Source organism: Acidisphaera sp. S103 (genome assembly GCF_009765975.1).
In the GTDB taxonomy this organism is placed as follows: Bacteria; Pseudomonadota; Alphaproteobacteria; order Acetobacterales; family Acetobacteraceae; genus Rhodopila.
In genome coordinates this window covers 62,250-86,239 of record NZ_LMUJ01000104.1, presented here as the reverse complement: position 1 = coordinate 86,239, position 23,990 = coordinate 62,250, and the positions used below count along the sequence as shown (strand labels likewise).

26 protein-coding genes and 1 pseudogene are annotated in these 23,990 nt (G+C 60.9%); 10 read left to right on the top strand and 17 right to left on the bottom strand.

The genetic code is table 11. The features are described 5' to 3' along the window. Positions 1-13: 13 nt before the first annotated feature. From virB11 to GSQ89_RS34755, 13 genes are all read right to left on the bottom strand, one after another. Positions 14-1,054, bottom strand: coding sequence for a P-type DNA transfer ATPase VirB11 (virB11, locus tag GSQ89_RS34815; protein ID WP_158932696.1), 1,041 nt, complete (start codon positions 1,052-1,054; stop codon positions 14-16). Continuing rightward, entirely contained in the window at positions 1,044-2,159 is a 1,116-nt protein-coding gene (gene virB10 / locus GSQ89_RS34810) for a type IV secretion system protein VirB10 (protein WP_158932695.1), read from the bottom strand. The genes virB11 and virB10 overlap by 11 nt, the downstream gene beginning before the upstream one ends. Beyond that, complete coding sequence (locus GSQ89_RS34805; protein WP_158932694.1) at positions 2,156-3,049, bottom strand: TrbG/VirB9 family P-type conjugative transfer protein; 894 nt, start codon at positions 3,047-3,049, stop codon at positions 2,156-2,158. The genes virB10 and GSQ89_RS34805 overlap by 4 nt, the downstream gene beginning before the upstream one ends. Then, entirely contained in the window at positions 3,046-3,738 is a 693-nt protein-coding gene (locus GSQ89_RS34800) for a type IV secretion system protein VirB8 (protein WP_158932693.1), read from the bottom strand. Before GSQ89_RS34800 ends, GSQ89_RS34805 begins: the two co-directional genes overlap by 4 nt. Further along, on the bottom strand, positions 3,735-3,878 hold the full coding sequence (locus GSQ89_RS40435) for a type IV secretion system lipoprotein VirB7 (RefSeq protein ID WP_158932717.1): 144 nt from the start codon (positions 3,876-3,878) through the stop codon (positions 3,735-3,737). The genes GSQ89_RS34800 and GSQ89_RS40435 overlap by 4 nt, the downstream gene beginning before the upstream one ends. A 70-nt stretch (positions 3,879-3,948) precedes the next feature. Beyond that, positions 3,949-4,872 carry a type IV secretion system protein gene (locus GSQ89_RS34790; protein WP_158932692.1) on the bottom strand — a complete coding sequence of 308 codons (924 nt, stop codon included), beginning with the start codon at positions 4,870-4,872 and terminating at the stop codon, positions 3,949-3,951. Between the two features lie 3 nt (positions 4,873-4,875). Then, positions 4,876-5,250 (bottom strand): EexN family lipoprotein, encoded by a 375-nt coding sequence (locus GSQ89_RS34785; RefSeq protein WP_158932691.1) that lies wholly within the window; start codon positions 5,248-5,250, stop codon positions 4,876-4,878. Beyond that, positions 5,250-5,951: a type IV secretion system protein gene (locus tag GSQ89_RS34780; protein ID WP_158932690.1), complete on the bottom strand. Its 702-nt coding sequence runs from the start codon at positions 5,949-5,951 to the stop codon at positions 5,250-5,252. The genes GSQ89_RS34785 and GSQ89_RS34780 overlap by 1 nt, the downstream gene beginning before the upstream one ends. Before the next feature lie 19 nt (positions 5,952-5,970). Further along, on the bottom strand, positions 5,971-8,343 hold the full coding sequence (locus GSQ89_RS34775) for a VirB4 family type IV secretion/conjugal transfer ATPase (protein WP_158932716.1): 2,373 nt from the start codon (positions 8,341-8,343) through the stop codon (positions 5,971-5,973). After that, entirely contained in the window at positions 8,343-8,669 is a 327-nt protein-coding gene (locus GSQ89_RS34770; RefSeq protein WP_158932689.1) for a type IV secretion system protein VirB3, read from the bottom strand. Before GSQ89_RS34770 ends, GSQ89_RS34775 begins: the two co-directional genes overlap by 1 nt. Continuing rightward, positions 8,669-9,049 carry a pilin major subunit VirB2 gene (virB2, locus tag GSQ89_RS34765; RefSeq protein ID WP_254073521.1) on the bottom strand — a complete coding sequence of 127 codons (381 nt, stop codon included), beginning with the start codon at positions 9,047-9,049 and terminating at the stop codon, positions 8,669-8,671. The genes GSQ89_RS34770 and virB2 overlap by 1 nt, the downstream gene beginning before the upstream one ends. A gap of 3 nt (positions 9,050-9,052) precedes the next feature. Then, on the bottom strand, positions 9,053-9,739 hold the full coding sequence (locus GSQ89_RS34760; RefSeq protein WP_254073520.1) for a transglycosylase SLT domain-containing protein: 687 nt from the start codon (positions 9,737-9,739) through the stop codon (positions 9,053-9,055). Positions 9,740-9,839: 100 nt separating this feature from the next. Further along, positions 9,840-10,283 (bottom strand): hypothetical protein, encoded by a 444-nt coding sequence (locus GSQ89_RS34755; RefSeq protein ID WP_216856564.1) that lies wholly within the window; start codon positions 10,281-10,283, stop codon positions 9,840-9,842. 603 nt (positions 10,284-10,886) lie between these two features. On the opposite strand from GSQ89_RS34755, the gene GSQ89_RS34750 reads away from it, so the two are divergent. Then, the gene (locus tag GSQ89_RS34750) at positions 10,887-11,519 is read left to right on the top strand and encodes a hypothetical protein (RefSeq protein WP_158932688.1); all 633 of its coding nucleotides are present in this window, start codon (positions 10,887-10,889) and stop codon (positions 11,517-11,519) included. Between the two features lie 12 nt (positions 11,520-11,531). Continuing rightward, a pseudogene (locus GSQ89_RS40430) lies at positions 11,532-11,741 on the top strand (SOS response-associated peptidase); the annotation flags it as partial. Positions 11,742-12,393: 652 nt separating this feature from the next. On the opposite strand, the gene GSQ89_RS34745 reads toward GSQ89_RS40430, so the two are convergent. Together GSQ89_RS34745 and GSQ89_RS34740 are read right to left on the bottom strand one after the other, a co-directional pair. After that, a complete protein-coding gene (locus GSQ89_RS34745; protein ID WP_216856559.1) occupies positions 12,394-12,759 on the bottom strand; it encodes a hypothetical protein in 366 nt (121 codons plus the stop codon). Next, on the bottom strand, positions 12,756-13,355 hold the full coding sequence (locus GSQ89_RS34740; protein ID WP_158932686.1) for an NUDIX domain-containing protein: 600 nt from the start codon (positions 13,353-13,355) through the stop codon (positions 12,756-12,758). Before GSQ89_RS34740 ends, GSQ89_RS34745 begins: the two co-directional genes overlap by 4 nt. 113 nt (positions 13,356-13,468) lie before the next feature. Between GSQ89_RS34740 and GSQ89_RS34735 the strand changes: the two genes are divergently transcribed. The 5 genes from GSQ89_RS34735 (at position 13,469) to GSQ89_RS40425 (ending at position 17,337) form a co-directional block, all read left to right on the top strand. After that, the gene (locus tag GSQ89_RS34735; RefSeq protein ID WP_216856558.1) at positions 13,469-14,227 is read left to right on the top strand and encodes a DeoR/GlpR family DNA-binding transcription regulator; all 759 of its coding nucleotides are present in this window, start codon (positions 13,469-13,471) and stop codon (positions 14,225-14,227) included. Between the two features lie 254 nt (positions 14,228-14,481). Next, complete coding sequence (locus GSQ89_RS34730) at positions 14,482-15,033, top strand: DUF4269 domain-containing protein (protein WP_158932684.1); 552 nt, start codon at positions 14,482-14,484, stop codon at positions 15,031-15,033. A 295-nt stretch (positions 15,034-15,328) separates the two neighbouring features. Then, positions 15,329-16,003, top strand: coding sequence for an HAD family phosphatase (locus tag GSQ89_RS34725; RefSeq protein WP_158932683.1), 675 nt, complete (start codon positions 15,329-15,331; stop codon positions 16,001-16,003). Positions 16,004-16,154: 151 nt separating this feature from the next. Then, positions 16,155-16,712 (top strand): nucleotidyltransferase family protein, encoded by a 558-nt coding sequence (locus GSQ89_RS34720; RefSeq protein ID WP_158932682.1) that lies wholly within the window; start codon positions 16,155-16,157, stop codon positions 16,710-16,712. 100 nt (positions 16,713-16,812) lie between these two features. Then, complete coding sequence (locus tag GSQ89_RS40425; RefSeq protein WP_158932681.1) at positions 16,813-17,337, top strand: GNAT family N-acetyltransferase; 525 nt, start codon at positions 16,813-16,815, stop codon at positions 17,335-17,337. 266 nt (positions 17,338-17,603) lie between these two features. Here the strand turns inward: GSQ89_RS40425 and GSQ89_RS34710 are convergent, their stop codons facing one another. After that, positions 17,604-18,386, bottom strand: a complete 783-nt coding sequence (locus GSQ89_RS34710) for an MgtC/SapB family protein (RefSeq protein WP_158932680.1) — start codon at positions 18,384-18,386, stop codon at positions 17,604-17,606. A gap of 114 nt (positions 18,387-18,500) precedes the next feature. Here GSQ89_RS34710 and GSQ89_RS34705 point away from each other — a divergent pair, with 114 nt between their 5' ends. The 3 genes from GSQ89_RS34705 (at position 18,501) to GSQ89_RS34695 (ending at position 21,820) form a co-directional block, all read left to right on the top strand. Continuing rightward, positions 18,501-18,959, top strand: coding sequence for an NUDIX hydrolase (locus GSQ89_RS34705; RefSeq protein ID WP_216856557.1), 459 nt, complete (start codon positions 18,501-18,503; stop codon positions 18,957-18,959). 101 nt (positions 18,960-19,060) lie between these two features. Continuing rightward, entirely contained in the window at positions 19,061-20,026 is a 966-nt protein-coding gene (locus tag GSQ89_RS34700) for a tyrosine-type recombinase/integrase (RefSeq protein ID WP_158932678.1), read from the top strand. Between the two features lie 141 nt (positions 20,027-20,167). After that, complete coding sequence (locus GSQ89_RS34695; RefSeq protein ID WP_158932677.1) at positions 20,168-21,820, top strand: hypothetical protein; 1,653 nt, start codon at positions 20,168-20,170, stop codon at positions 21,818-21,820. 387 nt (positions 21,821-22,207) lie between these two features. On the opposite strand, the gene GSQ89_RS34690 is transcribed toward GSQ89_RS34695, so the two are convergent. Continuing rightward, positions 22,208-23,990 (bottom strand): leucine-rich repeat domain-containing protein (locus tag GSQ89_RS34690; RefSeq protein WP_305782268.1); only part of this gene is annotated, 1,783 nt, incomplete at its 5' end.

The following is a 23,990-nucleotide window of genomic DNA, read 5'->3' as shown; positions in this document are numbered from 1 at the left end:
TAATCTCCCGCGCTCACGTCTCGGACAGCAGATGGCCGACGGTTTCGCCGCGGCGGCGTGCGTCCGCCGCCAGCCAGACCTCGCCAATCTCATAGATTTCGCCTGTGGTATGAAATGGCACGATGACATCGATCGCCGCCGACAACATCTCGATCAACGTCCTGTCTTCTAGCGCCGCACCCTGTGGAGACCCTTTCACGAGAGAAAAGAGTTTCTTGAAACCCTGTACCGGATTGGCGCCGTGAATGGTCGAAATCGACCCGGGATGGCCTGACACCACTTCGTTGAGATAAGTCCAGGCCGCATCGTCGCGCATCTCCCCCAGCAAGATACGGTCCGGTCGCATCCGTAGACTGGCTTGCAGGAGGGCTTCGGCGGTGACGCCCCCCAGGCCGATGCCGCTTTTGGCGTAGAGCAGGCGGACATGGTTTGCGTGCGGGATGACCAGTTCGAGCGTGTCCTCGATGGTGATCAGCCGTTCATGCGGCGGGATGGCCGCGATCAGCGTCTTGCCCATCGTCGTCTTGCCGCTGCCGGTCGCCCCGCACAGCAACATCGTCAGCCGGTTGCGGACACAGGCTTTGAAGAACCCCTCGATGTCGCCCGTGTCGTAGAACGCCAGCACCTCCGCGTTCTGTCGGTTCTCCGTCTCGTGGCGTTTTTCCCATCTGTTCCAGCGGGACGTTTGATACCGCTTGCCGACATCGGACAGCGCCGACACCGAGGTTCCCGGGCGGCGGATCGTCAGGCTGACGGTGCCGTTGGGGACCGACGGCGGCAGGCAGATTTGCAGACGTTCGCCGCCCGGCAGTTCCGTCGCGCAGAGCGGGCTGCGCGAACCGACGTCCTGGCGGCGCAACGCACCGGCCAGGATGGCGATATCCTCCAGATCGTCATACTCGAACGCCAGATCATACCGGGTGAAAGCGCCCTTTTGCCGGACGAACGCCTCGCCAGGCTGGTTAATGGCGATTTCCTCCGTCGCCGGATCGTCCAGCCAGTGCAGGATCGGTTTGAGCAGATGGCGCAGCTGCGGCGCGGCTTCACTGGCCATGGGCGGCCCCTGTCACGCGCAGGTTGTATACGTCGGAAAAGTCCAGGTCCTTCGCGACGAAGATCGCCACGTTATCTCCCTGGTTCTTTTCCAATGTCGGGGGAATATTGATGGTCGCTTGCAGAGCGGTGTCGGAGATGTTCGTGCCGTTCGACTGGAACGAATTGAAGAACGTTCCGCCTGATGATCCTGAATTGGCGGCGAGTGCGGTGCCGGTCTGCAGGCCGCCCTGGATCACCGACAGCAGGATCGCGGAGCCGAACCGCTCCCACCAGTGGTTGTTGACGCGGCCTGGCAGACCGGATCGGCCCAACGCGTCCGTTCCCGGCGAGGACAGCTCGATGACTGCATGGTCCGGCGTTTCCGCACGGTCCCACAGCACGAACACCCGGTCCTGACCCTCCACCAGGCCGCGGCCGATCTCGCCGACCACGGTCGTGCCGCGATCGAGCAGCACGACATCGCCCGTCGTGCTGCGCACGTCCTGCGGCAGGACACATTTGACGTAGCCGGCGAGCTGGCTGTCGATCGCGGTTTGCAGCGTGCAGGGGATCATCGTCCCCATCGTCAGCATCATGTCGGGATGCGGCAGGAGGCGGGCCTTGGAGCCGCTCAGCACCGTCGGCTTGAGCATGCTGGCCAGGGCGGATGGCGCTCCGGCGGGCGGGCTTGGCGGTGCGCCATTGGAGAGCGCGGCTTGTGTCGGCAACGCCGCCGCGGCCTCCGGAGCGCTGCCACCGCCGGAGAAGGCGAAGATCGGGCTCTCCGCCGGCGTCATCTCATGTCTGGCCGGCGGCAAGATCGAAGCTGCCGCCGATGTCGCGGGCATGGGTAGAGACGCCGGCGTTGCGGCTGGAGTATCGGGGGGTGAAGGTGGCGGATGGAACGCGCCGCCCACGGATAACGGCACCCCGTCAGGCTGCTTGACCGGCTGCGTGACCTTGTTGAGCTGGTTGATCCAGATGAATCCCAGAAAGACGACCAGCACCAGGCCGGCGAGACCGACCTTCTGCACCGCACTCAGCTGCCGGCCCGGTGCGCCCGAGACGATCGACCCGTCGTCGTCAATCCCGTGAGGAACGCCGGCGTTCCTGCTCTCGCTCATGGTGGCGCGTCCTTGATAACGCGCTGCACATTCGGGCTGGTGGTCTCGGTCTCGGGATTTTTGCCCACGGGATCGAACGCCTGGTTCCAGATCCCCAGCACCGTTTGGCCGTCCCGCAGCCGCCAGCTGCGCGCCACGGCGTCGACCTGCAGCAGATCGCCCTTCACCGCGTAGTTCGGCGTGGCTTCCTTGCCGTCGGGATTGATGACAAAGACCGAGGGGATGCGGACATTGCCCGGAAAGCGGAACACCGTGCTATAGCCGTTGTCGAAGACTTCCAGCGGCAGCAGCGTCCGGTCGCCCCGGGCGACGTAGTGCCAGTTCCTGTCACCCGAGAAGGGGTCTCTCGCCCGCCGTTCCATCTCATCATGCGCAAGCTGGAGCTGGCGTTGTGCCTCGCGAGCTTGCGCCGTGGCCAAATTCTTTGCGGCTTGCGCCGCTGCCAGGGCGCGCCGCCGTGCGGCTTCGTCGGCCGGATAGGTGAACTGGACGCTGTAATAGACCCCCGGCGCGTCTTCGCCGAGGCTTGCGGCCGGGACGGTTGCGATCTCGAAAACATAGCGCCGTGTCCCGCCGCCCTCGGTCGAGGTCAGCACGATGACCGGCTGCAACGGCAGGGCTTCCTGCGACTTGAAGAACAGGAAATTGCCCTTCGGCATCGCCTTGAGGTCTTTGCTGTCGGTCACGGCGACCGCGGTCACCGTTTCCTTCGTTCCGAAGCCGACGACGAGTGTGGCACCCACGGCGGTCGAAAGGTGGACCACCTGGCCCGGATCGTAGGGGAGGGTGCGCATGCGCGCATCCTCCCGGCCGGGGATCGGGTCTTCCTTCGCCCAGGCGGGGAATGTCAGGGCAGACACGCAGAGCAACCCGCACAAAAGCCGCCTCATTGTGGGCTGTCCTCCGCGGCCTGATAGGAGGTGACAATGACCCCGCCGGGGTTTCTGAGACGCAGCGCCGCCGGCAGCGCTGCAACGGTCTCGAATTGTAAAGTCGCTGTCCATGTGGTGACGATCGGCTGCTGGCCGATCAGGGTCAGGACACGGCGGTAGCGAACCTGCTGCACGTTTTCCGAAATGTTCGCCGATGAGATGTGCTCGATCTCGATCGTGCCTTTCTTGCCGACCGTCACCTGCGGCGACTGCGCGTTGGGGTAATTGAACCAGCTCTGATACTGGCCGCGGGGTGCATCGGCGCTCATGCCCGAGACCGCGTCATAGCCATATTGCGCGGTGTCATAGCTGTAACCCTCGCGCAATCGCACATATTCCCACAGTGCGGCGGTGACGACGGCCTGGCTCTGCGTTGCCGGCAGGCGGGACAGGGCAACCGCGTTGTCCACGGTCCCATCCGGGCGCACCCACAGATAGACCGGAACGATCTTGGTGAGCGGGAGGAGGGAGGCGATGGTCCACGCTTGGCCCAGATTGGCGACGATCGCGATGCCGGCGACGGCTGCCAGAATGGTCGAGGTGCGCCGTGCGGCCGTGGCTCGCTCGTGCTGAAACGATTCGACCTGCTTGTAGTAATCGCTCAGCCTCGTTCGATCGACGGGAAGGGCAAAATTCTCCTTATTCATTGGGCCCCGCCAGACTTGGGTATCCGAAGGTCCGCCGGTGTGGGCTGCCAATGACCGGTGTTCAGCGCGAAGACCGGTCCTCTTGGTTTCGCCAGGACTTCGGCATTGCTGCACGCGGCTAGGCTGACCAGCGTAACCATGGCCACAACAATCTTCACCCTTGGTCTCCTTCCCGGATTTTGAAGTGGGATGCGTAATGATGGCGGAGGGCTATGCCGCCTTTGGCTTCGCCGCGCCCAGTTTCGCCGCACGCGAGACCCCGCGCGTAGAAAGATTGGTGATCGTATTCATGATAGCAGCACCGGGGCTGACACCCAGGCCACCGCCAAGTGTCGCAGCGATTGCCGGCAGAGAAATGACAATGAAAGCACCCATGGCGAAGAACATGGCCAACTCGATCAGGACTTTGATTTCGATCGCCACCGCGGCAGTCCCCGTTGCTTGTTGCGTCAGGATGACCCGCATGTATGTTTTTTCGCCGGTCAACACGATGTTGAGCGTGACGTTGATCAGCAAGGTCAGCAGGCTGTAGGTGATCAGCTTACCGATCCACCGGTCCGTCACCCCCTTTGTCGCCTCGAACAGGTAGCCCACGATCAGGACAGGTCCGATCGCAACCATGATGCCGATTGCGATGATGGCGAATTCATAGATCGCAAATGTCACCACCAGCAAAACCATGATGGACAATTCGATCAGCGACAGACTTACGGCGTCGACGACATCGTAAATCGGGATCTGCGCACTGACGGTTTCGACCGTGTGCTCGGTCACCTGCCACATATTGTCGAAAGTCGCAGGCGTGCTGGTGATAGCTGCCGGTGAGCCGCCTGCCGCCGTGGCAAACCAATTAGGAATCGTCGTGATGAACAGCGTTTGCACGTAGTTTGTGTAGAGACCGGAAGACGTAAGGATGCCGATAACCAGGGCAATTTTGATGATTCGCGTGACACCCCCTCTGGCGTCCATGTCGCCACGCATCACCAGGATGCCCTGAACGATAATCCAGAGCGTGACGCACGCCATCAGCGGCGTCGCCACGGCAGCAAGCAGGGACGTGACGGCATTCTGCGTCCCGGTGCCGAACGCAGTGCCAAAGTTCGTTGCCATATTGGTAAAGGGGGTTTGATTCATGTGCTACCGTTTCAAATTTGCCGATGCCGTTCGCGCGGCCGAGCACCAGGACGGAGGTACCCCGCCGTGGGCACACATCGAAAGCATCATCGCAATCATCCCGGCATCATGTCCGTAGTGCGCGGGATCGGCCTCGGGGTCCTTCGCGCCCGGCGTCTCGAGGCTATCGGCAAGTGCTGCATGGGCGGCGCTGGCTGCGTTCCGGCAATCCGCCGAATCGTCGTAGGTGTGATCGTTCTGGCAGGTCCGCAGGACGTTCTCGCGGTCCTGCTGATGGGTCCGATACCACTCCACGGTATGCTTGGCCGGCTCGACCGCGAACGCCTGACTCGCGGTCACCGCCAGCAGTAGGCCTAGTCCTATGATGCGAACGAACATCAGTTAAGCGTCCCGGTGAACATCGCCGCGGCCTGTTCATGGCCTTGTCGAATGCTTTGCAGTGCTGCCTGCTGGTTTGCCTGAGCCTGAGCGGACGCCAGTGCGGCCAGGTTCTGCGCCTGGGCCTGCTGCCCCTGGATCGCGTTGCTCTCGATCGCAATGCGGCCGTTGATTGCCTCCACCTGCTTGATATCGGTCGCGTTCTGCAGTTCCGTCTGCATCGCGGTCAGGTTGGCTTGGCGCTGCTCAATGGACGCCAGATTGGCCGTCGCCATCCCCTGAATGTTTGCCGTAGCGATCGCAGACCGGTTGAGCAGAGTGGCCTGCGGGTCGCTCCCTGTTGCGGTGAAGATATGGTTCAAAGTGTAAAATGTCTGGCCCAGACCCGACAGGCTGTTGGCTGAGCCGGCGATCTGACCAGGCATCGCGCTGGCCGCCGGCATCGGGTTCTGCAGCGACGGCGCATTCAGCGCCGGAAACATTCCGGTGACGTTCGTTGCGTTGGTGAACATCTGATATTGCTGGCGCATCTGCTGAAGCTGTGCCTGCAGTTGCGCCAGTTCTCTCGCCGCTGTCGCCACGGCTTGGATGGATTGCAGGAAATTGGAGTTGTCGTAGACGAGATAACCCTGCGCGCACGCGCCACGACCGAACGCGCCGCAACCAGCCAGGACCGCCATCGTAACGAGAGTCTTCCTCATTGCCGTCATCCTTCTCCGTTCAATCCCGAGCTTCGTGGTAGCGGGCCATGAATGGGCCCAGCCAGGCGGAGGGATCCTCCCCCAGCTCACGGCGCAGCCGCTCGGCAAACCGCACCGTGTTCGCCCGCCCCGAGAGGACGGCGACGTATTCCCGCAGGTCGCCGAGGTCGAACTCGCAGATGACGCTGCCGGACTCCCGCTTGAGCAGAAAACGACGCTTGCCGAGTGCCATGTCCTCGCGGACAGCCTTAAACTCGCCCTCAGTGCATTTCAGGCCGTCGATGTAGGCTGCACGATCCGCCGTGGGTGACGGGTAGAGGATCTTGGTCATGCACTGCGCCACCAGGGACGAGCCGAGTTTCGACTCCAGCACGTGCTCCGGCTGCTGCGTCGCCAGGATCAGCATGCCGTTGTTCTTGCGCACGGTGAGCAAAAACTTGTCGACCACGGCAGCGAACATCGGGTTGAGCAGGTAGGCGCGGAACTCGTCGCACGACATGACGAAACGGCGGCCATCCACCACGGCGGCGACGCGATGCAAAAGGTACACAGCGGCGGGCGCGCAGACCTCCTCGTAATCCAGTAGGTGGGTCATATCGAAGCCGGTAATTGATGCATCGAGGCGCACCTCGTCGGCATCGCCATCGAATGCCCAACCAAGGGCGTTGCCACGACACCAGCGCTCCAGCCGGGCGCCGGCGCCTTCGGCCGGACCATGCAGCAGGAATTCCCGTAGTCCGGCCAGGGACCGCATCCCGGGCTCGTAGGAGAGCTGGCGGGCAATGCCACGCTCCAGGCGCCGCGCCTCCTCCGACGAAATCCCACCCTTGCCGTCGCCTTCGATCAGTCCCGTGACCCATTCGCGCAGAAAGTCGCGCGCCGCCGGGGTGTCTTGCAGGCCGCGCAGCGGCGCCAGCCCGCTGGGCTCGCCACGGCGCAGCACCAGGTAGGTGCCACCCGTCGCACGGACCAGCAATTCGCCGCCGCGATCTTTGTCGAAGAAGATCACGGCGCCGCCGCGCTCGACCATGGCTTGTTCGAGCATCGCCAGGAGGAACATGAGGAACGTGGTCTTGCCCGAGCCGATCGGCCCGAAAATCGCTGTCATGCCGACATCGTCGACATGCGGAACGTAGTCGTATGGGGTGCCGCCATTGGTGCGGAACCGGACAAGGGTCGGTCCCCAGTGACCTTGCGATTTGCCTGCCGGGAAATTGTCCAGGCTGGAAAAGCCGGCGAAATTGCGCGAGTTGATCGCGCCGGGCCGGGTACGCCACTCAATGTTGGCGGGAAGCTGCGACCAGAAGGCCGCCTCCATGCCGATGCCCTCCTGCACCACGACCGCCCCGGCATCCGTCAGCCGTGCGCGTGCCCGGGCGCTGCGGTCGCCGAGCTGCTTGAGATTGTCGGCATAGATGGCCAGGCTGAGGTGGTGCGAGCCCATGATGAATTCGTTGGACGCCAGCGCGTCCTCCGCCTCGGCCAGACCCTCGATCTGGCTCAGGGCCTTGTCACCGGCGCTCGCCATCTGGCTCGACTTCATTGCCAGCCGCCCATGTGCCTGGGTCCGGGTCAGAAACGCATAGGACTGACTGAGGATCAGCGGAAAGTCGGCGCTCAGAAGGGTGTTGAGCATGCCGGGCCGCGTCTTGGCCGGATATTCGCGGAATGAGAAGATCGTTCCCATGTAGCTGCCACCCGGTGCACGGATCTCGAAACCGCGCTTCCCGCAGATCACCCGATCGGTGTAGATCGACGCCCCCAGAGACCCGCTGACAACCGGGACCGGCATCCAGCGGCCGGAGATGATGAGCCGCAGCGCTTCACCGATCTCGGTGAACAGCACATCGTTTTTTTCCCGTAGGCCAAGCCGGCGCACCCCGTAGGCTTCCAGGCCGTTCGCCAGCACCTGCCACAGATCTTCCAGGGTCCGTAGCAGGCCCGCATCGCCGTCTGACGCTGGGCCTTTGCGAAATCGTGCGATCCTGCTGCCGGCTTTGCCCAGAACGTTGCGTGGCGTAACGATTAGCGAGACGAAGTAATCGTTGCGGAACAACCGCCCGTCCAGCACGCGATCCCGATAGGCCCTGTCGAGCCTGGCCGCGAAGCCGGAGCGGAAGGCGGCGCGGGGCAGGGGCGGGACGTCGGGATGACGGATGAGGTGCGTGCCGATGACGACATTGTCGTCGGCGATATTGCGGAACAGCGTGTTCAGGTTGCGCAGCCGCGCATTGCGCATCTCCGGCTCTTCCAGTTCGAAAGCCGCGCCGCCGGCATGCCCCATTGCCATCACCGAACCGTCGCGCAGCAGGACGGCTTGCTCGGCCAAATGTCCGACATAGGGCAGATAGATTTCGCCCGACCGCTCGCTATAGCCGTTGTCACCGCGCATCAGAGCATCCCCCGGCCGCGTGCCGGGACCCGGATGGGGTGGGGACTGACGGTTGCCCCACCCCATTTCGCGCCATCGACGCCGCGCGCCGCCGTCAGCAGATAGAGGTAGACGACGTTGACCGCGTTGTAGTCGCGCGAAACGACTACGCGGGCGCCGAACCACAGCGGCAACATGACCGTCTCGTATAGCGGGTTCTGCAGGATCACGATGACGAACCCAGCCAGCATCAGGAACGCGCCGGCGACTGGAAGCGGCACGCCGGCGAACAACGCCGGCCGGGTTGCCGCCAGATAGAGCGTGTCCTCTTCCAACCGCTCGGGCATTAGCCCGCGGTCCCGCCGGTCAGCGTCGAACCGAGGTAGGATGCACCGAACATGATGACGATGCCGCCAATGACGCCGGCGATCAGCCCGAGCGAGACACGTCCGAACATCCAGGAAAGACCGATCGCGATGATACCGAGCACCGCGAGCGACTGGCCGAATGGGCCGAGGATAAAGGTGCAGATGTTGTTGATCATCGTCGCGGGCGAGGCACCGCCCGTCACCGTCTGGGCATTCGCCAGCCCCGGGAAGGCCACAGCGGCCCAGAGAGCCAGTGCGCCCACGATTTGCATGGACTGGTGCCGGTCAAGAACGGATTGCCCCGTTCCGTAGGCCCGGGTCATGAGACGTTCTGCAACCACCATAACACGCTCGTTCATGCGTTACCTTTCAACAGCGGGACCAGAGACCATAACCGCTGCGGACGGTCCTTTTCCCGCATCGGTCAGCACCGCGGATTTGGCCTCCGGGGTCGGAGGCGCCGGAGCCCGGGTGTCTTGATGGTGCGTGGCGGCGTAATCGAAGGACGACCACACATCCCAGGACGGCGGGGCATTGGGGTCCACGGGCGCGGCAGACGTAGCCACCGGCCGCTTCTGCCCGTCGATCGGGACTGCTGGCGCGTTCACGTCGAGAGCCGGGACCACTCCACGCGCCGCCAATTCCACGTGATGGACATAGTCATTGGTAAAGCCGCGCTGCGCATCCCCCGTGTTGTATTTGGAGAGAGCGATACGAAGAGCTGATTGCTGCTCGTCATGGGTTTCGCCGCCAGCGTAGTCCCCGGCGAGAACGATGGCGGCCGCTGCAACGGACTTACACGGATCGAAGGCAGTCGCCACCGTCAGTCCGAGCGCGGCGAAGTTTCTGGAATTGATCTGCATGATGCCGAGGTCGACTGAATGACCGGCCTCGACCAGCTTCGACGCGATCTGGACGGCGATATCACGTGTGGCGGGAACGCCCTTCGTCCCCGTCGTATTGTCATTGATGGCAAACGGCTGAAGCTCGCTCTCGATCCGCGCGACCGACGCCAGAGTGGAAGGCGCGACGGACGGCCCACAGCGCAAGGCGAGTTGACCGAAATCGTTGAGGTTGAGCGGATCTGCCGATGCTGGCGTTGGGATCGCGATGGCAGCTGCAACAGCGGCGGCGATACCGGCCCTGGTCCTATTGGACCCCGGCGTCCGGGTGGGTAGCGAGGTGCGGTGGAGGCCCGTCCGGGACGGCGGAATCTTGATCCGCCGCGCTTGCCGAGACGAGAGGACCGCTCCCGGTAGCGGGACCAGCCGAACGACCCGATTCCACAAGATCCTGCGGCGCGACACCGACAAATTGCCGAAGCTCAACGTCGCCGGCGGGATAAACCGTGACGCGGCCCGGGAAATCGAACTTTCTGATGAAGCCCCAGGCCGATTGCAGGTGCTTGAACGTTCGGTCGCCGGACAGACCACGCCAGCTGCGAATAATCCGGAAGCCCCGGCCGCGGATCCAGTTGCATCGCAGATAGACAACGAATTCGTCTTCGCTGCGCGCGACAATGAAGGCGCCGAGCACCTGCCCGCCGTCCTTGAGTCCCGATCGTATGTCCGCCTCCTCGAAGACGTCGCCCAATCCGTCTCTCCCGCCCAAGCGGCCGCGCGCTCACCGAGCGTCGGGCCGACGGCATATTGAGCCGGGAATAGTTTAATTTGCAATGACTTGTCAGGGAACATTCAGGCCGCTCGCTGCGGTGGACGGCCAACGCTCCCGGTTGGTTCGCCACCATTAGTTGTTATGGTGCCTGTGACAAAGCACATTAGCTCACATCGCCACAACCGCAAATTCGCAGGCGTTACGAGAGCCGGGCAGGCCTTAAAATGTCCGCCTGGATGCTCTGTTTTATTGATCTATCGGGTGCTGATCGTTTGGCTTATGCTATGTAGATTCACGTCTTTGTGTAGGCATCAATAGATGCTGAAAGCTCGCTAATTAAAACGTGTTATATAGAAAATATCACATGTTTTCCGTGGGACAAAAGACGCGAGACAGGGCGCAGTTTTTGATCCGGCCCCATACACCCGGTAGATAGATGAGAGGAATTTCTGCCAGGGCGAGCGGGAGATCGGGGGCGGCTTTCGCACCTGACGGTCCGAATGACCGCCGACCTGTGCCAAGCGTCGCGAAGACCCTTTATTGGCGGGTCTCGCGCGAGTGCCCCCGCCCTCTCGCTGATCTATGGAGGCAGGGGAGTCTTGCCTTGCCATCCGGACAAGCAGCGAAGACCTCTCCCGCCACATGCAGACCCCCGATGACGGTCTTGCCCACCCGGCGATGGCAGCCGAGGGCGAGCGCTGGGGCGACCGTCTGCCCGACGATCCCGACGACCTGTGGGGATGGTGCCTCGATCAGTCGCAGGCAACGCTGCTCGACCTGTTGGCGTATCTTGCCGCCCTTACCGTCAACGCGGTGCGCGGCAGGCAGGACAGCCCGGACAATGACCGGCTTGCCCATGCCGACCAACTGGTGGAGGGGCTTGGCCTCGATACAGCGCGTATCTGGAGCCATTCAGTGAAACACGTATCCGGTGCGGTTTCCGGCTGCCGCCCCCAACCTGGCGCCGCGCGCGGACATCTGGCCGACCGACACCGCGCCGGTTATTCGGCAAGTCGAGGACGGCCTGGAATTCGCCCAGTTGCGCTGGGGCTTTCCACCGGCCCGGCCCAAGGCCGCGCCCGTCATCAATTCCAGGTCGGAAGGCCGGCGTTTCCCCAAGTGACGCTGCCTGGTGCCCGCTTTGCATTTTTCGAGTTCACCGGCTCGAAATCGCCGAAGTCGAAATGGAAGTTCACCAAGCCCGGCGAAGACTGATTTTGCTTCGCCGGTCTGTGGCGTCCGACGCCGGGGGGCGCAGGAGATGCGTTCACACCGCTGACGACGGAACCCGGCCCGGATGTTGCTCCCATCCATAACCGGCAAGTCATTGTGCTCGAGCGCACCGCCCGGCGGGTATGGCTTTGCCTGGAGCAGCCGGAGGCAGAACTGCTGTGCCCGCTTCCAGTGGGAAGCCTGGCGGTTGAGCAGGTGCGCTGAGGTGACTTGCCCATGCTGCTACGCGACGCCGTTGCCAGCGAAGGCGACGGGAAGCCTGTCCGGAAAACGACCCTTTGCCGGACATTCCGACTTGCCATATATCGGCGTTATGCGGTCGGCGCTTGGCCGAGAGTTCAAGAATTATACAAGCCGGTTGCTGCCTGCTCCGTTGTGATCCGGGGCAATGAGGGGCAATATGTTGATGTGCCACTAGTCGTAACAATTGTGATCCCGCCGTTGATGGTCTGCGCTGCGGCAGGGGCCGCTCTCCTCGGGGCGCCAGTGTGGGCAACGGCAATCGCCTGCATAGCTGGGATGGCAATTGGCGTCGAAGAGCTGCACCGGGGTATCCGTCATTCATGTGAACTCGCCCAGGCCGAGTGCTTAGGGGCTAGCGCGACCGCATGCCTTGTCGGGCTGTTTTGGATAGCAACGATCATTTTGTTGTCGATTGCCTGGACGAAGCTCGTTCGCGCCAAACGTCGGAGCGCATCGGAATGATGTAGAACTCAAGATATAAGCATCGAAATCTAGGCATTGATATCGTTGGTCTTTTCCGATGCAGATTTTCTGATGCGCAATGGGCGCATGATTTGCTGGCATCAGGGTCGGAAATCGACCCAAAAGTGGTCCTTGATGCGCCCCAGCGTCGCTAGTCGGGCTGCACTCCCGGAACCTCATCGAGCTTGTAGAAAACGGGGATGCCGCGGGCTATCGCCAGACGGACATCCTGGTCGGCCCCAGTCGAGTTACCCGGCAGTCGGAGGACTGCATCGACCCGCTCAAGTAATCTCTGTGCTGTTGGGTAGAAGACCTGGTCATACAGTGCGTCCCCAAGTCGCTGGCCATCGGCAGCTTGCCAAACGGGGAGTGCGACCCACTCGCCGATCACAGGAAGATGGCCGGCCTTGAAGAGTGGCCACGACACGGCCTCAAGCCGCCGCAGGTTCGCGGCCATCTTGTCCGGGTCATCGTTGGTCCCCGAGCGATAAGGGCCGGCAATCAAAATAAACATCATCTCATCTCAAGACGTTTGTGGAACACGTGCAGGGCTGCGTACTGAAGAAGCATAATCGTCTTGCCGTCGCGGATGTCGCCGCGCTCGATCATTGCGAGAGCCTCGTCGATGGTGAGCTCGACGACCCCGATGTCTTCCCCTTCCTGCACGTTGCCGCCTCCCACCCCCACGCGATTGGAGCTGTCATAGGGTGCCACGAAGAAGTAGAGTCGCTCGGTTACCGAGCCTGGGCTCATGAACGCGTCGAAGACCCTGCGCGTCTCTCCGACGCGAAAGCCGGTCTCCTCCTCGACTTCCGCGCGAATGCGTTGCTCAGGCCCGGCGCCGTCGAGCAGGCCGGCGGGAGCCTCGAGCAGAAGATCGTCGTGGCCGTTAACGAAGGCGGGATACCTGAACTGCCAGGTTAATACGACGGTCCGGCGTGCCAGATCGTAGAGCAATATCGTAGCGCCGTTTCCACGATCGTACGTCTCTCGCCACTGCTCCTGCCACGTTCCGTCATTTCTGCGGAAGCTGAATCGCGTTTTCCTAAGGACAGACCAATCTTCGGAAAGCGTCTGGACCTCGTGGATGCAGACTCGCTCGGCAACGCTCATTGTCCCCCGCTGCAACCGCGATCGCGACCAAGGCGATCCCATGCTTCCTATGCGCTGGGTTATCGTGCAGTTTCGTGCAGAGTCAAGCAATATCGTGAAGGGGATGACCGTTGTTGACCACCGAGCGGAAAGCACTGATCCTGAATCTCCTGCAACGTGATCGACGTGTGGTCGCAAAGGCCGTCAGCCAGGAACTTGGTCTATCGGAGGACACAATCCGCCGCGATCTTCGTGAACTAGCAGCGGACGGATTGCTGCAGCGGGTCCATGGGGGCGCCTTGCCCATGTCGCCAGCTATTGTCGACATGGGCGAAAGATGGCGGGTTGCACCGGACTCCAAGGACGCAGTGGCGAGGACCGCTGCGACGCTTATCCGCTCCGGACAGGTCGTGATCCTAGACGGGGGCACCACGACCGTCCGGATGGCCCGGCTTCTTCCGCCCGATCTGCGCGCGACCGTCGTGACGCACAGTCCCTCTGTCGCGGTCGAACTGGCCGGTCATCCGTTCATTGATGTTGAACTCATCGGGGGCCGCCTGTTCAAGCATTCTGTCGTCACAGTTGGGGCTGGAGCGATGGAGGCGATTGCCCGTGTTCGCGCTGACGCCTTCTTTATGGGCGTTACCGGTATCCATCCTGAAATGGGACTGACAACCGGAGACGCCGAGGAAGCGACGATCAAGCGTGCCTTGAGTCGCCAGTCAGCCGAGACGTTTGTCTTGGCATCACGCGAGAAATTGGGCGCGGTCTCACCGTTTCTCGTGCTGCCACTAAAAGAGGTCGACAGCCTTGTGGTCGAACCAGGAACGTCAAGGGAGGTGGTTGAGCTGTACCGCGCTACCGGACTGACAGTCGTCATGAACGAGCAATGAACCAATGTTCTCCCTTACAGGCGCGCCAGTCACGAAGGTCCGCTGTCCACGACAAGCGGTCACAGCCCCATTGGAGTATATTCCAATAAGACTATGGCAGCTTGGGGTATGGATGCCGCAGGAGCGGAGGAATCACAAATGCAACTCGATGAGCAGGAGCACTCTTCTGTGCGATTTAGAAAAGAAAATTCAACATCCTGAAATCCGCGCATCCCCACCCGTACCGCGGAGCACCGCTTTGAAAGGCTCTGGCGATGACCATAAACGCGCGTGGACCGGAAACGCCAGGCACCTGGCCTGATCGTCGATCTTACGAGGAAGCACTCGCCGAACGCGGCGTGTTGGAGGTGCTTGCCCCATTCGATCCGCGCATCGCCGGCACGCCCCCGCTTGGCCTCGACCTGCCGGGCAGCGACGTTGACGTGCTCTGCTTCGCGCCGGACGCGCACAGGTTCACTGACACCGTGTGGCACAACTTTTCCACTGCGCCAGCTTTTATGGCGAAGCAGTTGGTGAGGGCGCCGAGGCCCGTGGTCGCCTCCTTCGAGGTGGCGGGCTGGCGCCATTTTGCCATCGAACAGCGCCTGCTCGCCCTTGGCGGGGATGACTTGCCGGTGGCAGTGCTTGCCCTGCGTGGGCGGGGCATGAAGACGGAACCCGCGTTCGCGGCCGCGCTCGGACTGAGGGGTGATCCTTACCTCGTGCTGCTCGACCTAGGCGAGCAGCACGACGAGACATTGGTCTTGGTGCTGCAGGCCGGAGGTTTCACCACGCCAGGGCAGCCGCTCTATGATTTAACCGCCTAAATGGCCAAAACGCACAGCTTCGCGGTCTCTGTGTGCTTCGGCGTGCAAATTTTGGACGCCGATAGGGGGTACGACATAGAACAGGCAGGATAGCACGGCTTGTGGAACGGACCGAGAAGATGGCCATCTGTCCCACTCTAAGTTTATTTCGATAACGACGCCCGCATCCCCAGCCGGAACGAAGGATTAGAAGGCGTTGGCCGGAGATAGTTCAATTGGGACAGGTTTACGAGGACCGCTCCCGACATTCTCGGACCTTGGTATATGGTTTGTCTGAAAGCCGAGGAAGATGCCCGTGTCAAGCCAACGCCTACCCGGCCTGGTCATTTTCGATTGCGACGGCGTCCTGATCGACAGCCAAGTCATCCAGTGCAGGATAGACGCCGCCGAATTGACGCGCCTAGGCTTCCAAGTGTCAGCCGAGGAGCTGGCCCAGCAATTCATCGGCACCGCAACCAAAGATATACAGGCCCACGTCGAGGCTGCCCTGGGGCGACCACTCCCGGACGATTTCGAGGCAACGCGAGACCGCTTGGTGGATGCTGCCTACCAAACCGAGTTGCAGGCCGTGGCGGGGGTCGCTGACGTGTTAAGCAGGATCGGGTTACCTGTCTGCGTTGCGTCCAACGCCCAGTTGGCTCGCCTGAGAGAAATCCTAGAGGTGACGGGGCTGCTGAGCTTCTTCGGCCCGAACGTATTCGGAGCTGATCTCGTGCCTCGACCGAAGCCCGCCCCGGACCTCTTCCTCCATGCCGCCGCACGCCTAGGGGCTTCTGCGTCGCGCTGCGTCGTCATTGAGGACAGTGAGGCCGGTATCCAGGCAGCAAAGGCTGCTGGAATGCGTGTCTTGGGATTCTACGGCGGGGGTCACTGCTACCCCGGTTACGAGCGACGCCTGACTGCAGCGGGTGCCTCCGCAGTATTCCGCAGCATGGGGGAATTGCTTCCGCTTTTGGGAATCGCGGATTAGCTCTGCTTCCCACCCCCGCGGCCCTCAATAGCTCCCGAGTGAGGCTGCCACGTTCCCGATTCGTACCACAAACTGTGCTATACTGCCAATTCTATGGCGTACCCCCCATATAGACATTGCCCGCGGCCGATAGCCGCGCCATGGTTTGCCGATGAGCGCTGACTCCCAGGTTGCGTCCATCCTACGTGCCGACCCGTTCCGCTGGCGCGTTCTGAACGTGGCGAGTGCCCTGGGCCTGCCGGACAGCTGGATCGGGGCGGGCTTCGTCAGGAACGCTGTTTGGGACCACCTGCATGGACGCCCTCCGTCACCTCCGACCAGCGATGTCGATATCATCTGGCACGATCTGGGCCGAATCGACCCCGCTGAGGACCAGAGGATTGAGGCGGCTCTATGTGTGGCAGAGCCGTCCATTGCCTGGTCGGTAAAGAATCAGGCACGGATGCACACCCGTAACGGTGACCTTCCCTACGCCTCGGCCACTGAGGCGATGCGTTGCTGGCCCGAGACGGCGACTGCGGTCGCCGTCCGGCGGCGCGGCTTCAACGGCTGCGAAATCGCCGCCCCCTTCGGCCTGGATGATCTACTGAACTTGATCCTGCGTCCGACGCCGCGTTTTTCCTGCGAGAAGCGCGGCATCTACGAGGATCGGTTGCGGACCAAGGGTTGGACCACCTCCTGGCCTCTGCTGCGGAAGGCCGAGGCGTAGGTCTGCTGTCCACCACATGCGGTCATAGCCTCATTCGGGTATACCCCAATGAGGCTGTGCCGTCGGTCATTGGAAGAGAACCAAGCAGATACGGGTGTCAATGATTCGAACGAAACGGTTAGAGCTTCTTCCTTGGCGCGACGAACATCGTGCGTCGTTCGCTGAGATGCATGCCGACCCGATCGTGATGCTTGACCTGGGTGGACCGATTGGCCGCGCCGAGAGCGACGCAAAGCTTGACCACTATAGTACGACGTATGCGGAGCATGGGCTTTCTCGGTGGGCTGTCGAGACCGCCGATGGCGATTTTCTCGGCTATGCAGGGGTCATGCCCCGCCTTCTCCCAGATCATCCTCTTGGAGCTCACTTCGAAATAGGTTGGCGGTTCACGCGTCGGGCTTGGGGCCGCGGCTATGCTACTGAAAGCGCGCGGGCGGCACTCGACGACGCCTTCAGACGCGCGGGACTCAAGGAGATCGTGTCCTACACGAGCGCCGATAATTTGCGATCGCAGGCCGTGATGGCGCGGTTAGAGCTCCAGCGACAACCGTGGCGCGACTTCACTGCCAGATATGAGCGCGTCGGCTTGTGGCGGGGGCTGGTCTGGGTGGCTGTTTCGACTTGAAGCCGAAGTCCGCTCCGAGGTTGAAAAGCGATCGTGCGCCGACGATCGTCTATTGCGCGTCCGTCTCACCGAATGTGTGTTGTGCCTCAACGATTGTGCGTCGGACGCCCGCTTCCGTCTCAGCTAATGTGCGCCGGAAACCACACTCTATTACGCGTCGGGCCGTTCATTATTGCGCGTCGCTACACGTAACCGGAGACAGCCAGTCGCCCGAAATGAAAATATTTTGCAGCAGGCTGATCTCACCAGTTTTTGCATGATTTCCTCTAGTCCAATTCTGTGTCGTCGTTCACGGTGCCAACTTCGTGGACACCGCCGATGCTACTCAGTGCGCTGATAAGGTGCGATATTGGCCGCTTGCCCTTGACCTGCATGCGCATTGTGACGGTGCCTTTCTCGGGTCGCCATCCCAACTCCCCCCCTTCGTTATAGGCCCTGTCCATGGCTTCCTCGCGACTGTCCGCGAAAGCGGCCTCCCGATCGAGCCGCACATGGTTGATGGCGAAACGGAGTTCGGTGCATTTAATCAGTATCGCGCGCAACAATTCTCGACCATCTTCATAGGAAATGGATATTTCCGTCGCCAGCCGGCGCGAGCGTGGCAATTGGCGGGCCATTTTGGGGAAACCGAGCATGATGACGAAATGACCGATCGTCGTCGCCGCCGCGAGCACCGGCAACCCCGCGCCACACGCCATGCCGAGCGCGGCCGTAAACCAGATTGATGCAGCCGTTGTCAGCCCGCGCACCACGTCGCGCCGCATGAAGATAACACCGCCGCCGATGAAGCCGATACCGGACACGACTTGCGCGGCGACACGCGATGGATCGAGGACAACCCGACCGTTCGAAAGGACGTCCATGAACCCATATTTCGAGATCAGCATAATCAGCGCCGCGGAGACCCCGACAAGAGTATGGGTCCTGAGACCCGCACTTTTCTGACGAATCTCCCGCTCTACCCCGACTAGCGCCGATAGCACAAAAGCAAGCGTCAGTTCCCCGAGTTGCAGCCATCCTTGTCCGCTAAAATCCAGGAACCTCGGCATGCGCCCTTCCTCCGTGTCGCGTCGTTCATGCTTAGCGCGCGGACCGCAGAATCTTGCAATATCATCGGGGACAAGGACATTCGATGATGTGAAAGGCGGCACGGGACAATGGGCATGAAAAACAAAAAATTTGATCACCCCGTCCAATCGGCGGCCTTACCCTGGCGCATCGGCGAGGACGGTATCAGGCAAGTGATGCTACTGACATCCCGTGAGACAGGCCGCTGGGTCATTCCCAAAGGCTGGCCAATAAAGAAAAGAAAGCCCGCCGAAGTCGCCAGCCAGGAAGCCTACGAAGAAGCCGGACTAATCGGGCAGATCGTTGGCAAACGGCCCATCGGTCGCTTTCACTATGAGAAGCGACTGGCCAACGGTGCTGTCTTGTGTGAGGTGCGGGTCTACCTCTTCCGGGTCGAACAGCAGCTTGACGAATGGCCGGAAAAACGTCAGCGAACAACGCAATGGTTTGAGGCGCGTGAAGCGGCAAATCGGGTTGACGAAGGGGGCCTCGCCGAGATCATCAACAACTTTGCGGGGTCCTACGCTAGGTTCGTTGTATTTCGTAAACCTTGAAAAGCGGGAGCGCCTGCCATGCTGTGGCGGCCCGACCTAGGAACGAATGGTCTCCTTATTTTACTCTTGATAACAGATTTTATCAAGAGTAAAATCATGGCATGTCCGCCACCCAGCTCCCGACCGAAATCGCCCCCGCCGCCCGGCTGCTGACCGCCGCCGAATTCCACCGGCTGGCCGACGTGCCGCCCGAGGTCGAGTGGTTCGCCAATCTCAGCAACCCGAACACCCGGCGCGTCTATGAAAACGCGATCCGCGACTTCATGGGCTTCACTGGCATCGCCCGGCCGGAAGAATTCCGAACGGTGACCCGCGCCCACATCATCGCCTGGCGCGACGAACTGGCCCGCCGCGGACTTGGCGGTAGCACCATCCGGCACCGCCTCGCGTCGCTGGCGTCGCTGTTCGAATATCTCTGCGAGAAAAACGCCGTGACCCACAACCCGGTCAAAGGCGTTGAGCGCCCGAAGACGGAAAGCGGCGAAGGCAAGACGCCGGCGATCGGCGACCACCAGGCACGCGAGCTGCTGGCCGCGCCGGACAAGGACACGATCAAGAGCAAGCGCGACCGCGCCATCCTGTCCACGCTGCTGTTCCATGCGTTGCGGCGTGAGGAGTTATGCAAGCTAAAGGTCAAGGATTTCCGGCATGCGCGGAAAGGCGTGCCGCACCTGAAGGTTTCCGGCAAAGGCGGCAAGACGCGGTGTGTGCCGCTGCATCCCGGCACCCATGCGCTGATCCATGATTACCTTGATAGCGCCCAGCACGGCACCGATGAAAATGGCGCGCTGTTCCGCCCGGTCCGCAACAACCGCACCGGCCGCCATGACGCGGCGATCACCGCGGACGGGGTTTACAAGCTGGTGCGGGCCTATTCGGCGGCCTTGGGTTTCGAGATCGGCGCGCATGCGCTGCGCGCGACCGCCGCCACCAATGCGCTCAACCACCAGGCCGACATCGCCAAGGTGCAGGAATGGCTTGGGCATGCGAACATCGCCACCACTCGGATCTACGATTACCGCCACACGCGGCCGGAGGATAGTCCGACGTTCAAGGTGAGCTACTAATATGCAGTCGCCATGCTAGGGGTCACCTGTTGGATCGTGCCAGCTTCGCCTGGCGTGCCGTCTGGTGACCCCGACTAGGCTTGCGCCTGTTGAAACGCTAGACGATGCGGACCCGTTCTCGAACTGAAGCGAAATCTAGGCATGTCTGATATACGCGGAACAGAACTGTGCAGTGACCTTTACGATATACTGGAATCCTGCACAAATGATGAGCTCGCCCCCATCGTCGATATACTTGTAAAGACGCCGATCAGTGTCCTCAAGATCAACCGCGCCTTCGAACGCCACCACCCCGATCATGTGCGGTACGCGGACCAGGTCGGCGACGAGATTTACAGACTGAGTCTAATGGCGCTCGGACGCAGCGATGGAAAGCGTCCGTCCTATGAGGACATGGTCACCGGCCTATGCAAGCAAATCGGCATTCCCGCAGCGTTAAACGATATCAACGGGTACGAGGTCATCCTCCTCAACACCTTCTCGAAGCAGCATCTGTCATCTCTTCCGTCCACCGATCGGCAGCGTCTGGTCGACGAGGCCAGTGTAGCCGCATCGACAGCCGCTACAGGCAGACTGAGTTCCGACGCGTGGCCCCCGTTCGCGTGGGTTTTCCTGCAAGTGGCCTATCTGCGTCGCAAGCTTGCGGAGGAGGGGCGGATGTATGTGGATTCCCGCGAGACAACGAAAGCAGGGGTCAATGACCTTCCGGCCCTAGTCGATGATGGCGCAGACGCGCTTGTCGTCCAAACGGAGGATGGCCATTCTATTTTGTCCTTGGCTACGCTTCCTGATGCCGGCACCAGGGGATGGTGTGGCCCGGAGAACAGTCGCAAGGCTATGAACGCGCTCACCCCCATACTGAAAGCGATTCAGCCCTACTTGTCGGCAGAGCAGATGCTGAAGGGCGGTGACTACGTGCGCGTTACGCTCCCGCCGGGTGGGGCGCTCTCCTTTAGCGAAAAATTGGGGCATTTTGTCGGTGTAGCAAAAGGCCACAAGGGCTTAGTGCGTCTCGACCCCATCTCCGCAGTTAGCTTGGTATCACCGGCCGTCTTACTGACCTTAGCCAGCGCCATGGCAGAGCAGAAAAAGTTGGAAGACATTGAGAAAAGCCTCGACGAGATTAAGTCTTCTCTCAAAGATGTCTCCAAGTTCCAGCAGAATGAGCGCCGGTCCGTTCTGACCGGGTCAATCCGCTATTTTCGACAAGTGGCAGCTTCCGTCTTGACCGGGGAGCTTGTGAGTGAAGTTCTCCACGAGATCGAACGGCATGAAGTTGAACTTGTTCGAGTGCAGGAACACCTCATCGAGGATATCCGAGCTCAGATTGCGACCCTTCACGCTATCAAGAAGGATGGTTGGGGATCCGGCAAATACGTGAAGGCGATCCAAGAGGCCCAAGCCATCCTCGACAGGATGTACGACGAAGCGCTCCTGTGCATCCGAGCCCGAGCTTGCGGGTACCAGCTCCTCTGTGCTTATCCGGGGCGCGAGGCTGGCAAGAGGGCACGCCTTGAGGACATCAGCAGGGCACTCGGCATCTTCTCGCCAACCGGCGAAACAACCATCTCTATGGATCAAGTTCTACGTGAAAAGATACAAGGCTCCTCGTACGAGGCTAAGGCGCTGCTGCTGACCAAGGAGAACGCGCTGTTCGACACGATCATGGTTGAAAGTGCAGCCATCCTCAAAGGCTTGATGGACGCTGGGCGCGATCCCTCAGAACGGATTGCACCGATCTCCATCGACGTCAAAATGCAGGACGGGCTCGCCATCGCCGTGCGAACGGCCTGATCTAGGGCCAGGATACCAGCCGAAAGAGCTTAATAGTTTAGTGGCTTATTCATTTATCGTAATCACGGGTCACGGCGGGGGCTGTTTAGAAACTGCGGCATCTCGGAGGGCGGACGCTCCGGGTGACGCGCCCGCTACTCGGCCTCTGCTCGTGGGCAAGACCAGCCGGCGCGGCCATCAACGCCGGTGTACTGAATTGCGGGTGACGGGCCAGCCTAGCGAGCGACCGCCGTGCCGGCGAAGGGGAGGCTGTCTAATCGGGCCGCATAAGGCCGTTTATGGCAAGTCGGGCAAGCGCTTAACATGGTGGCGCGTTATGTTGCCGGCTGATGCAACCGTATTATTTCAGCTTTCCAGTGCTAATAATCAGTCCTCTGAGTTTGAGACTTACCGGTCTCGCGAAATTACAAGAGACCGATTTGAAACCAAAGTGGAGATATCGTCAACCATGCTCCCGGTTAGTCGAAGGCGTCGCAGAGCGCTCAATCCAGATAGCTGCGAGACATCACTTACCGATGTGTATCTAAGATCTAATTCTGTTATATTACTTAGGCGTGCAAGTGGTGACAGGTTGTCAATTCGCGTACCTGTCAGTTTGAGGGTTTTTAGAGCGTGTAGTCCTGCCAGTGCTGACAGGTTAATTACTCGCGTCTGCGACAGATCTAAATGCTCCAGCACAAGCATACCTGATAAAGCAGCAATTTTTCTTGTCTGGGTGCGACTGAGATCAAGGCCTATCAGAGCGGTAAGTTGGGCTAGAGGCACCACATCCCTAACAGGCGTTCCGGATAAATACAGGTATTTTAAAGCCGCCAAATTCGAAATAAGTGACAAATCTTCCACCCGCGTATCCTTCAGATAAAGGCTTGCTAGAGCTGTTAGACCGCTTAGTGATGATACATTTCTCACCCCCGTCCCTCCCAGATCGAGATCCCGAAGGTTTTTCATGTTAGCGATCGGTGAGAGGTCGCTGACGGGGGTATCCATCAGATGCAGATTTCGCAGCCGCGCAAGGTTGGATAAAGGCGATATGTCGCTTACCTTCGTACGATTTAGATTCAAACTTTCGAGGGCCACAAGATTCCGCAGTGGCGCAACGTCACGCACCTGTGTTTGGGCGAGATTAAGATTTCGAAGAGTAATTATACTCGATAAGGGGCGAAGATCGGTTACGTTAGTTCGTGCCAACCTAAGGGCCCTCAGGGCATTTAAGTCGGCGAGCAAATCTAGACTGTCCAGGGTAGTTGCCTCGAAGTTCAACCTATGAATTCGTGAGTTCCACTCGTGAGGTGGGACATAGCCATTAAGAATCATTGCTTGGGCTTGGGATTCTACGTCGTTTGGAATTGGCAGGTTCGACGGCGATCCTCGTATGATTACCGGGGCGACTCTGGAGGATTTTTGCTTTTGTTTGACGAGATTGGGGAGCATAGGTCCAGCCAACGCGACTGGATTGGCAGCCTCTGACGCAACCGCCTCAACCGGACGATCCGCCTGCTCGATCACCGCGGCCAATCCATACCGGAGATCCGCCTTCATCCCGGCACCAAACACACGCACCTCCGCCTCTGCCGCCTTCAACGCCTGTCCAAGCCGCCTCGCGCGTTCCGCCCCGTCTCCATCCGCGAATGCAACACCTGTCCGAGCCGCCACAACCTGCCGCGCGGCTGTAACAATCAGATTATTGACCGTCCCTAGCGCTAGCATCGCAGCCCTCAACGCCCGGCCACCCGCTTTCGCCGCCCCTCGTGGCCTCGTGCCCATGGCTGCAAGAAAGCCGATAGCTTCCGCATAATCATCCCGGGACAGGCAATCCTGTTCCCGAAACACCCGCAGCAGCGTCGGCGCTGCCGCCACCACCTCCGGTGAGGGCCACGTCTTCACCTCCCGATCATCAAACCCAACAACCGTTGGATAACCCCGTAGCCAAATTGAGGCCAAACTGATCAGATCTCGTAATTTCCCCCGTGTTTCGGCGTCCAGTGGCGCATCGCTGTGGTCGGCCCGAACTTCGTCATCCGTTTCCAGCACTCCTCCCAACTGACCCAGCAAAGTGTACGCATTGACCAGATGGTCCGGCATGAACCTGGGTTCGCATCCCAACAGATCACCAAACGCGAATGCCAGATTAGACAAATTTTTCATATTCAACGCATTCGAAGGCCGATTG

What these genes read in the sequence shown, in the direction of transcription:
- GSQ89_RS34785 (WP_158932691.1), bottom strand. Translation starts at nt 5,250, where the DNA reads ATGTTCGTTCGCATCATAGGACTAGGCCTACTGCTGGCGGTGACCGCG.
- GSQ89_RS34695 (WP_158932677.1), top strand. Translation starts at nt 20,168, where the DNA reads ATGTCTGATATACGCGGAACAGAACTGTGCAGTGACCTTTACGATATA.
- GSQ89_RS34770 (WP_158932689.1), bottom strand. Translation starts at nt 8,669, where the DNA reads ATGCCCGAGCGGTTGGAAGAGGACACGCTCTATCTGGCGGCAACCCGG.
- GSQ89_RS34700 (WP_158932678.1), top strand. Translation starts at nt 19,061, where the DNA reads ATGTCCGCCACCCAGCTCCCGACCGAAATCGCCCCCGCCGCCCGGCTG.
- GSQ89_RS34750 (WP_158932688.1), top strand. Translation starts at nt 10,887, where the DNA reads ATGGAGGCAGGGGAGTCTTGCCTTGCCATCCGGACAAGCAGCGAAGAC.
- virB10 (WP_158932695.1), bottom strand. Translation starts at nt 2,159, where the DNA reads ATGAGCGAGAGCAGGAACGCCGGCGTTCCTCACGGGATTGACGACGAC.
- GSQ89_RS34780 (WP_158932690.1), bottom strand. Translation starts at nt 5,951, where the DNA reads ATGAGGAAGACTCTCGTTACGATGGCGGTCCTGGCTGGTTGCGGCGCG.
- GSQ89_RS34730 (WP_158932684.1), top strand. Translation starts at nt 14,482, where the DNA reads ATGACCATAAACGCGCGTGGACCGGAAACGCCAGGCACCTGGCCTGAT.
- GSQ89_RS34710 (WP_158932680.1), bottom strand. Translation starts at nt 18,386, where the DNA reads ATGCCGAGGTTCCTGGATTTTAGCGGACAAGGATGGCTGCAACTCGGG.
- GSQ89_RS34740 (WP_158932686.1), bottom strand. Translation starts at nt 13,355, where the DNA reads ATGAGCGTTGCCGAGCGAGTCTGCATCCACGAGGTCCAGACGCTTTCC.
- virB2 (WP_254073521.1), bottom strand. Translation starts at nt 9,049, where the DNA reads ATGAACGAGCGTGTTATGGTGGTTGCAGAACGTCTCATGACCCGGGCC.
- GSQ89_RS34805 (WP_158932694.1), bottom strand. Translation starts at nt 3,049, where the DNA reads ATGAGGCGGCTTTTGTGCGGGTTGCTCTGCGTGTCTGCCCTGACATTC.
- GSQ89_RS34800 (WP_158932693.1), bottom strand. Translation starts at nt 3,738, where the DNA reads ATGAATAAGGAGAATTTTGCCCTTCCCGTCGATCGAACGAGGCTGAGC.
- GSQ89_RS34775 (WP_158932716.1), bottom strand. Translation starts at nt 8,343, where the DNA reads ATGCGCGGTGACAACGGCTATAGCGAGCGGTCGGGCGAAATCTATCTG.
- GSQ89_RS40425 (WP_158932681.1), top strand. Translation starts at nt 16,813, where the DNA reads ATGATTCGAACGAAACGGTTAGAGCTTCTTCCTTGGCGCGACGAACAT.
- GSQ89_RS40435 (WP_158932717.1), bottom strand. Translation starts at nt 3,878, where the DNA reads ATGGTTACGCTGGTCAGCCTAGCCGCGTGCAGCAATGCCGAAGTCCTG.
- virB11 (WP_158932696.1), bottom strand. Translation starts at nt 1,054, where the DNA reads ATGGCCAGTGAAGCCGCGCCGCAGCTGCGCCATCTGCTCAAACCGATC.
- GSQ89_RS34705 (WP_216856557.1), top strand. Translation starts at nt 18,501, where the DNA reads ATGAAAAACAAAAAATTTGATCACCCCGTCCAATCGGCGGCCTTACCC.
- GSQ89_RS34790 (WP_158932692.1), bottom strand. Translation starts at nt 4,872, where the DNA reads ATGAATCAAACCCCCTTTACCAATATGGCAACGAACTTTGGCACTGCG.
- GSQ89_RS34745 (WP_216856559.1), bottom strand. Translation starts at nt 12,759, where the DNA reads ATGATGTTTATTTTGATTGCCGGCCCTTATCGCTCGGGGACCAACGAT.
- GSQ89_RS34720 (WP_158932682.1), top strand. Translation starts at nt 16,155, where the DNA reads ATGAGCGCTGACTCCCAGGTTGCGTCCATCCTACGTGCCGACCCGTTC.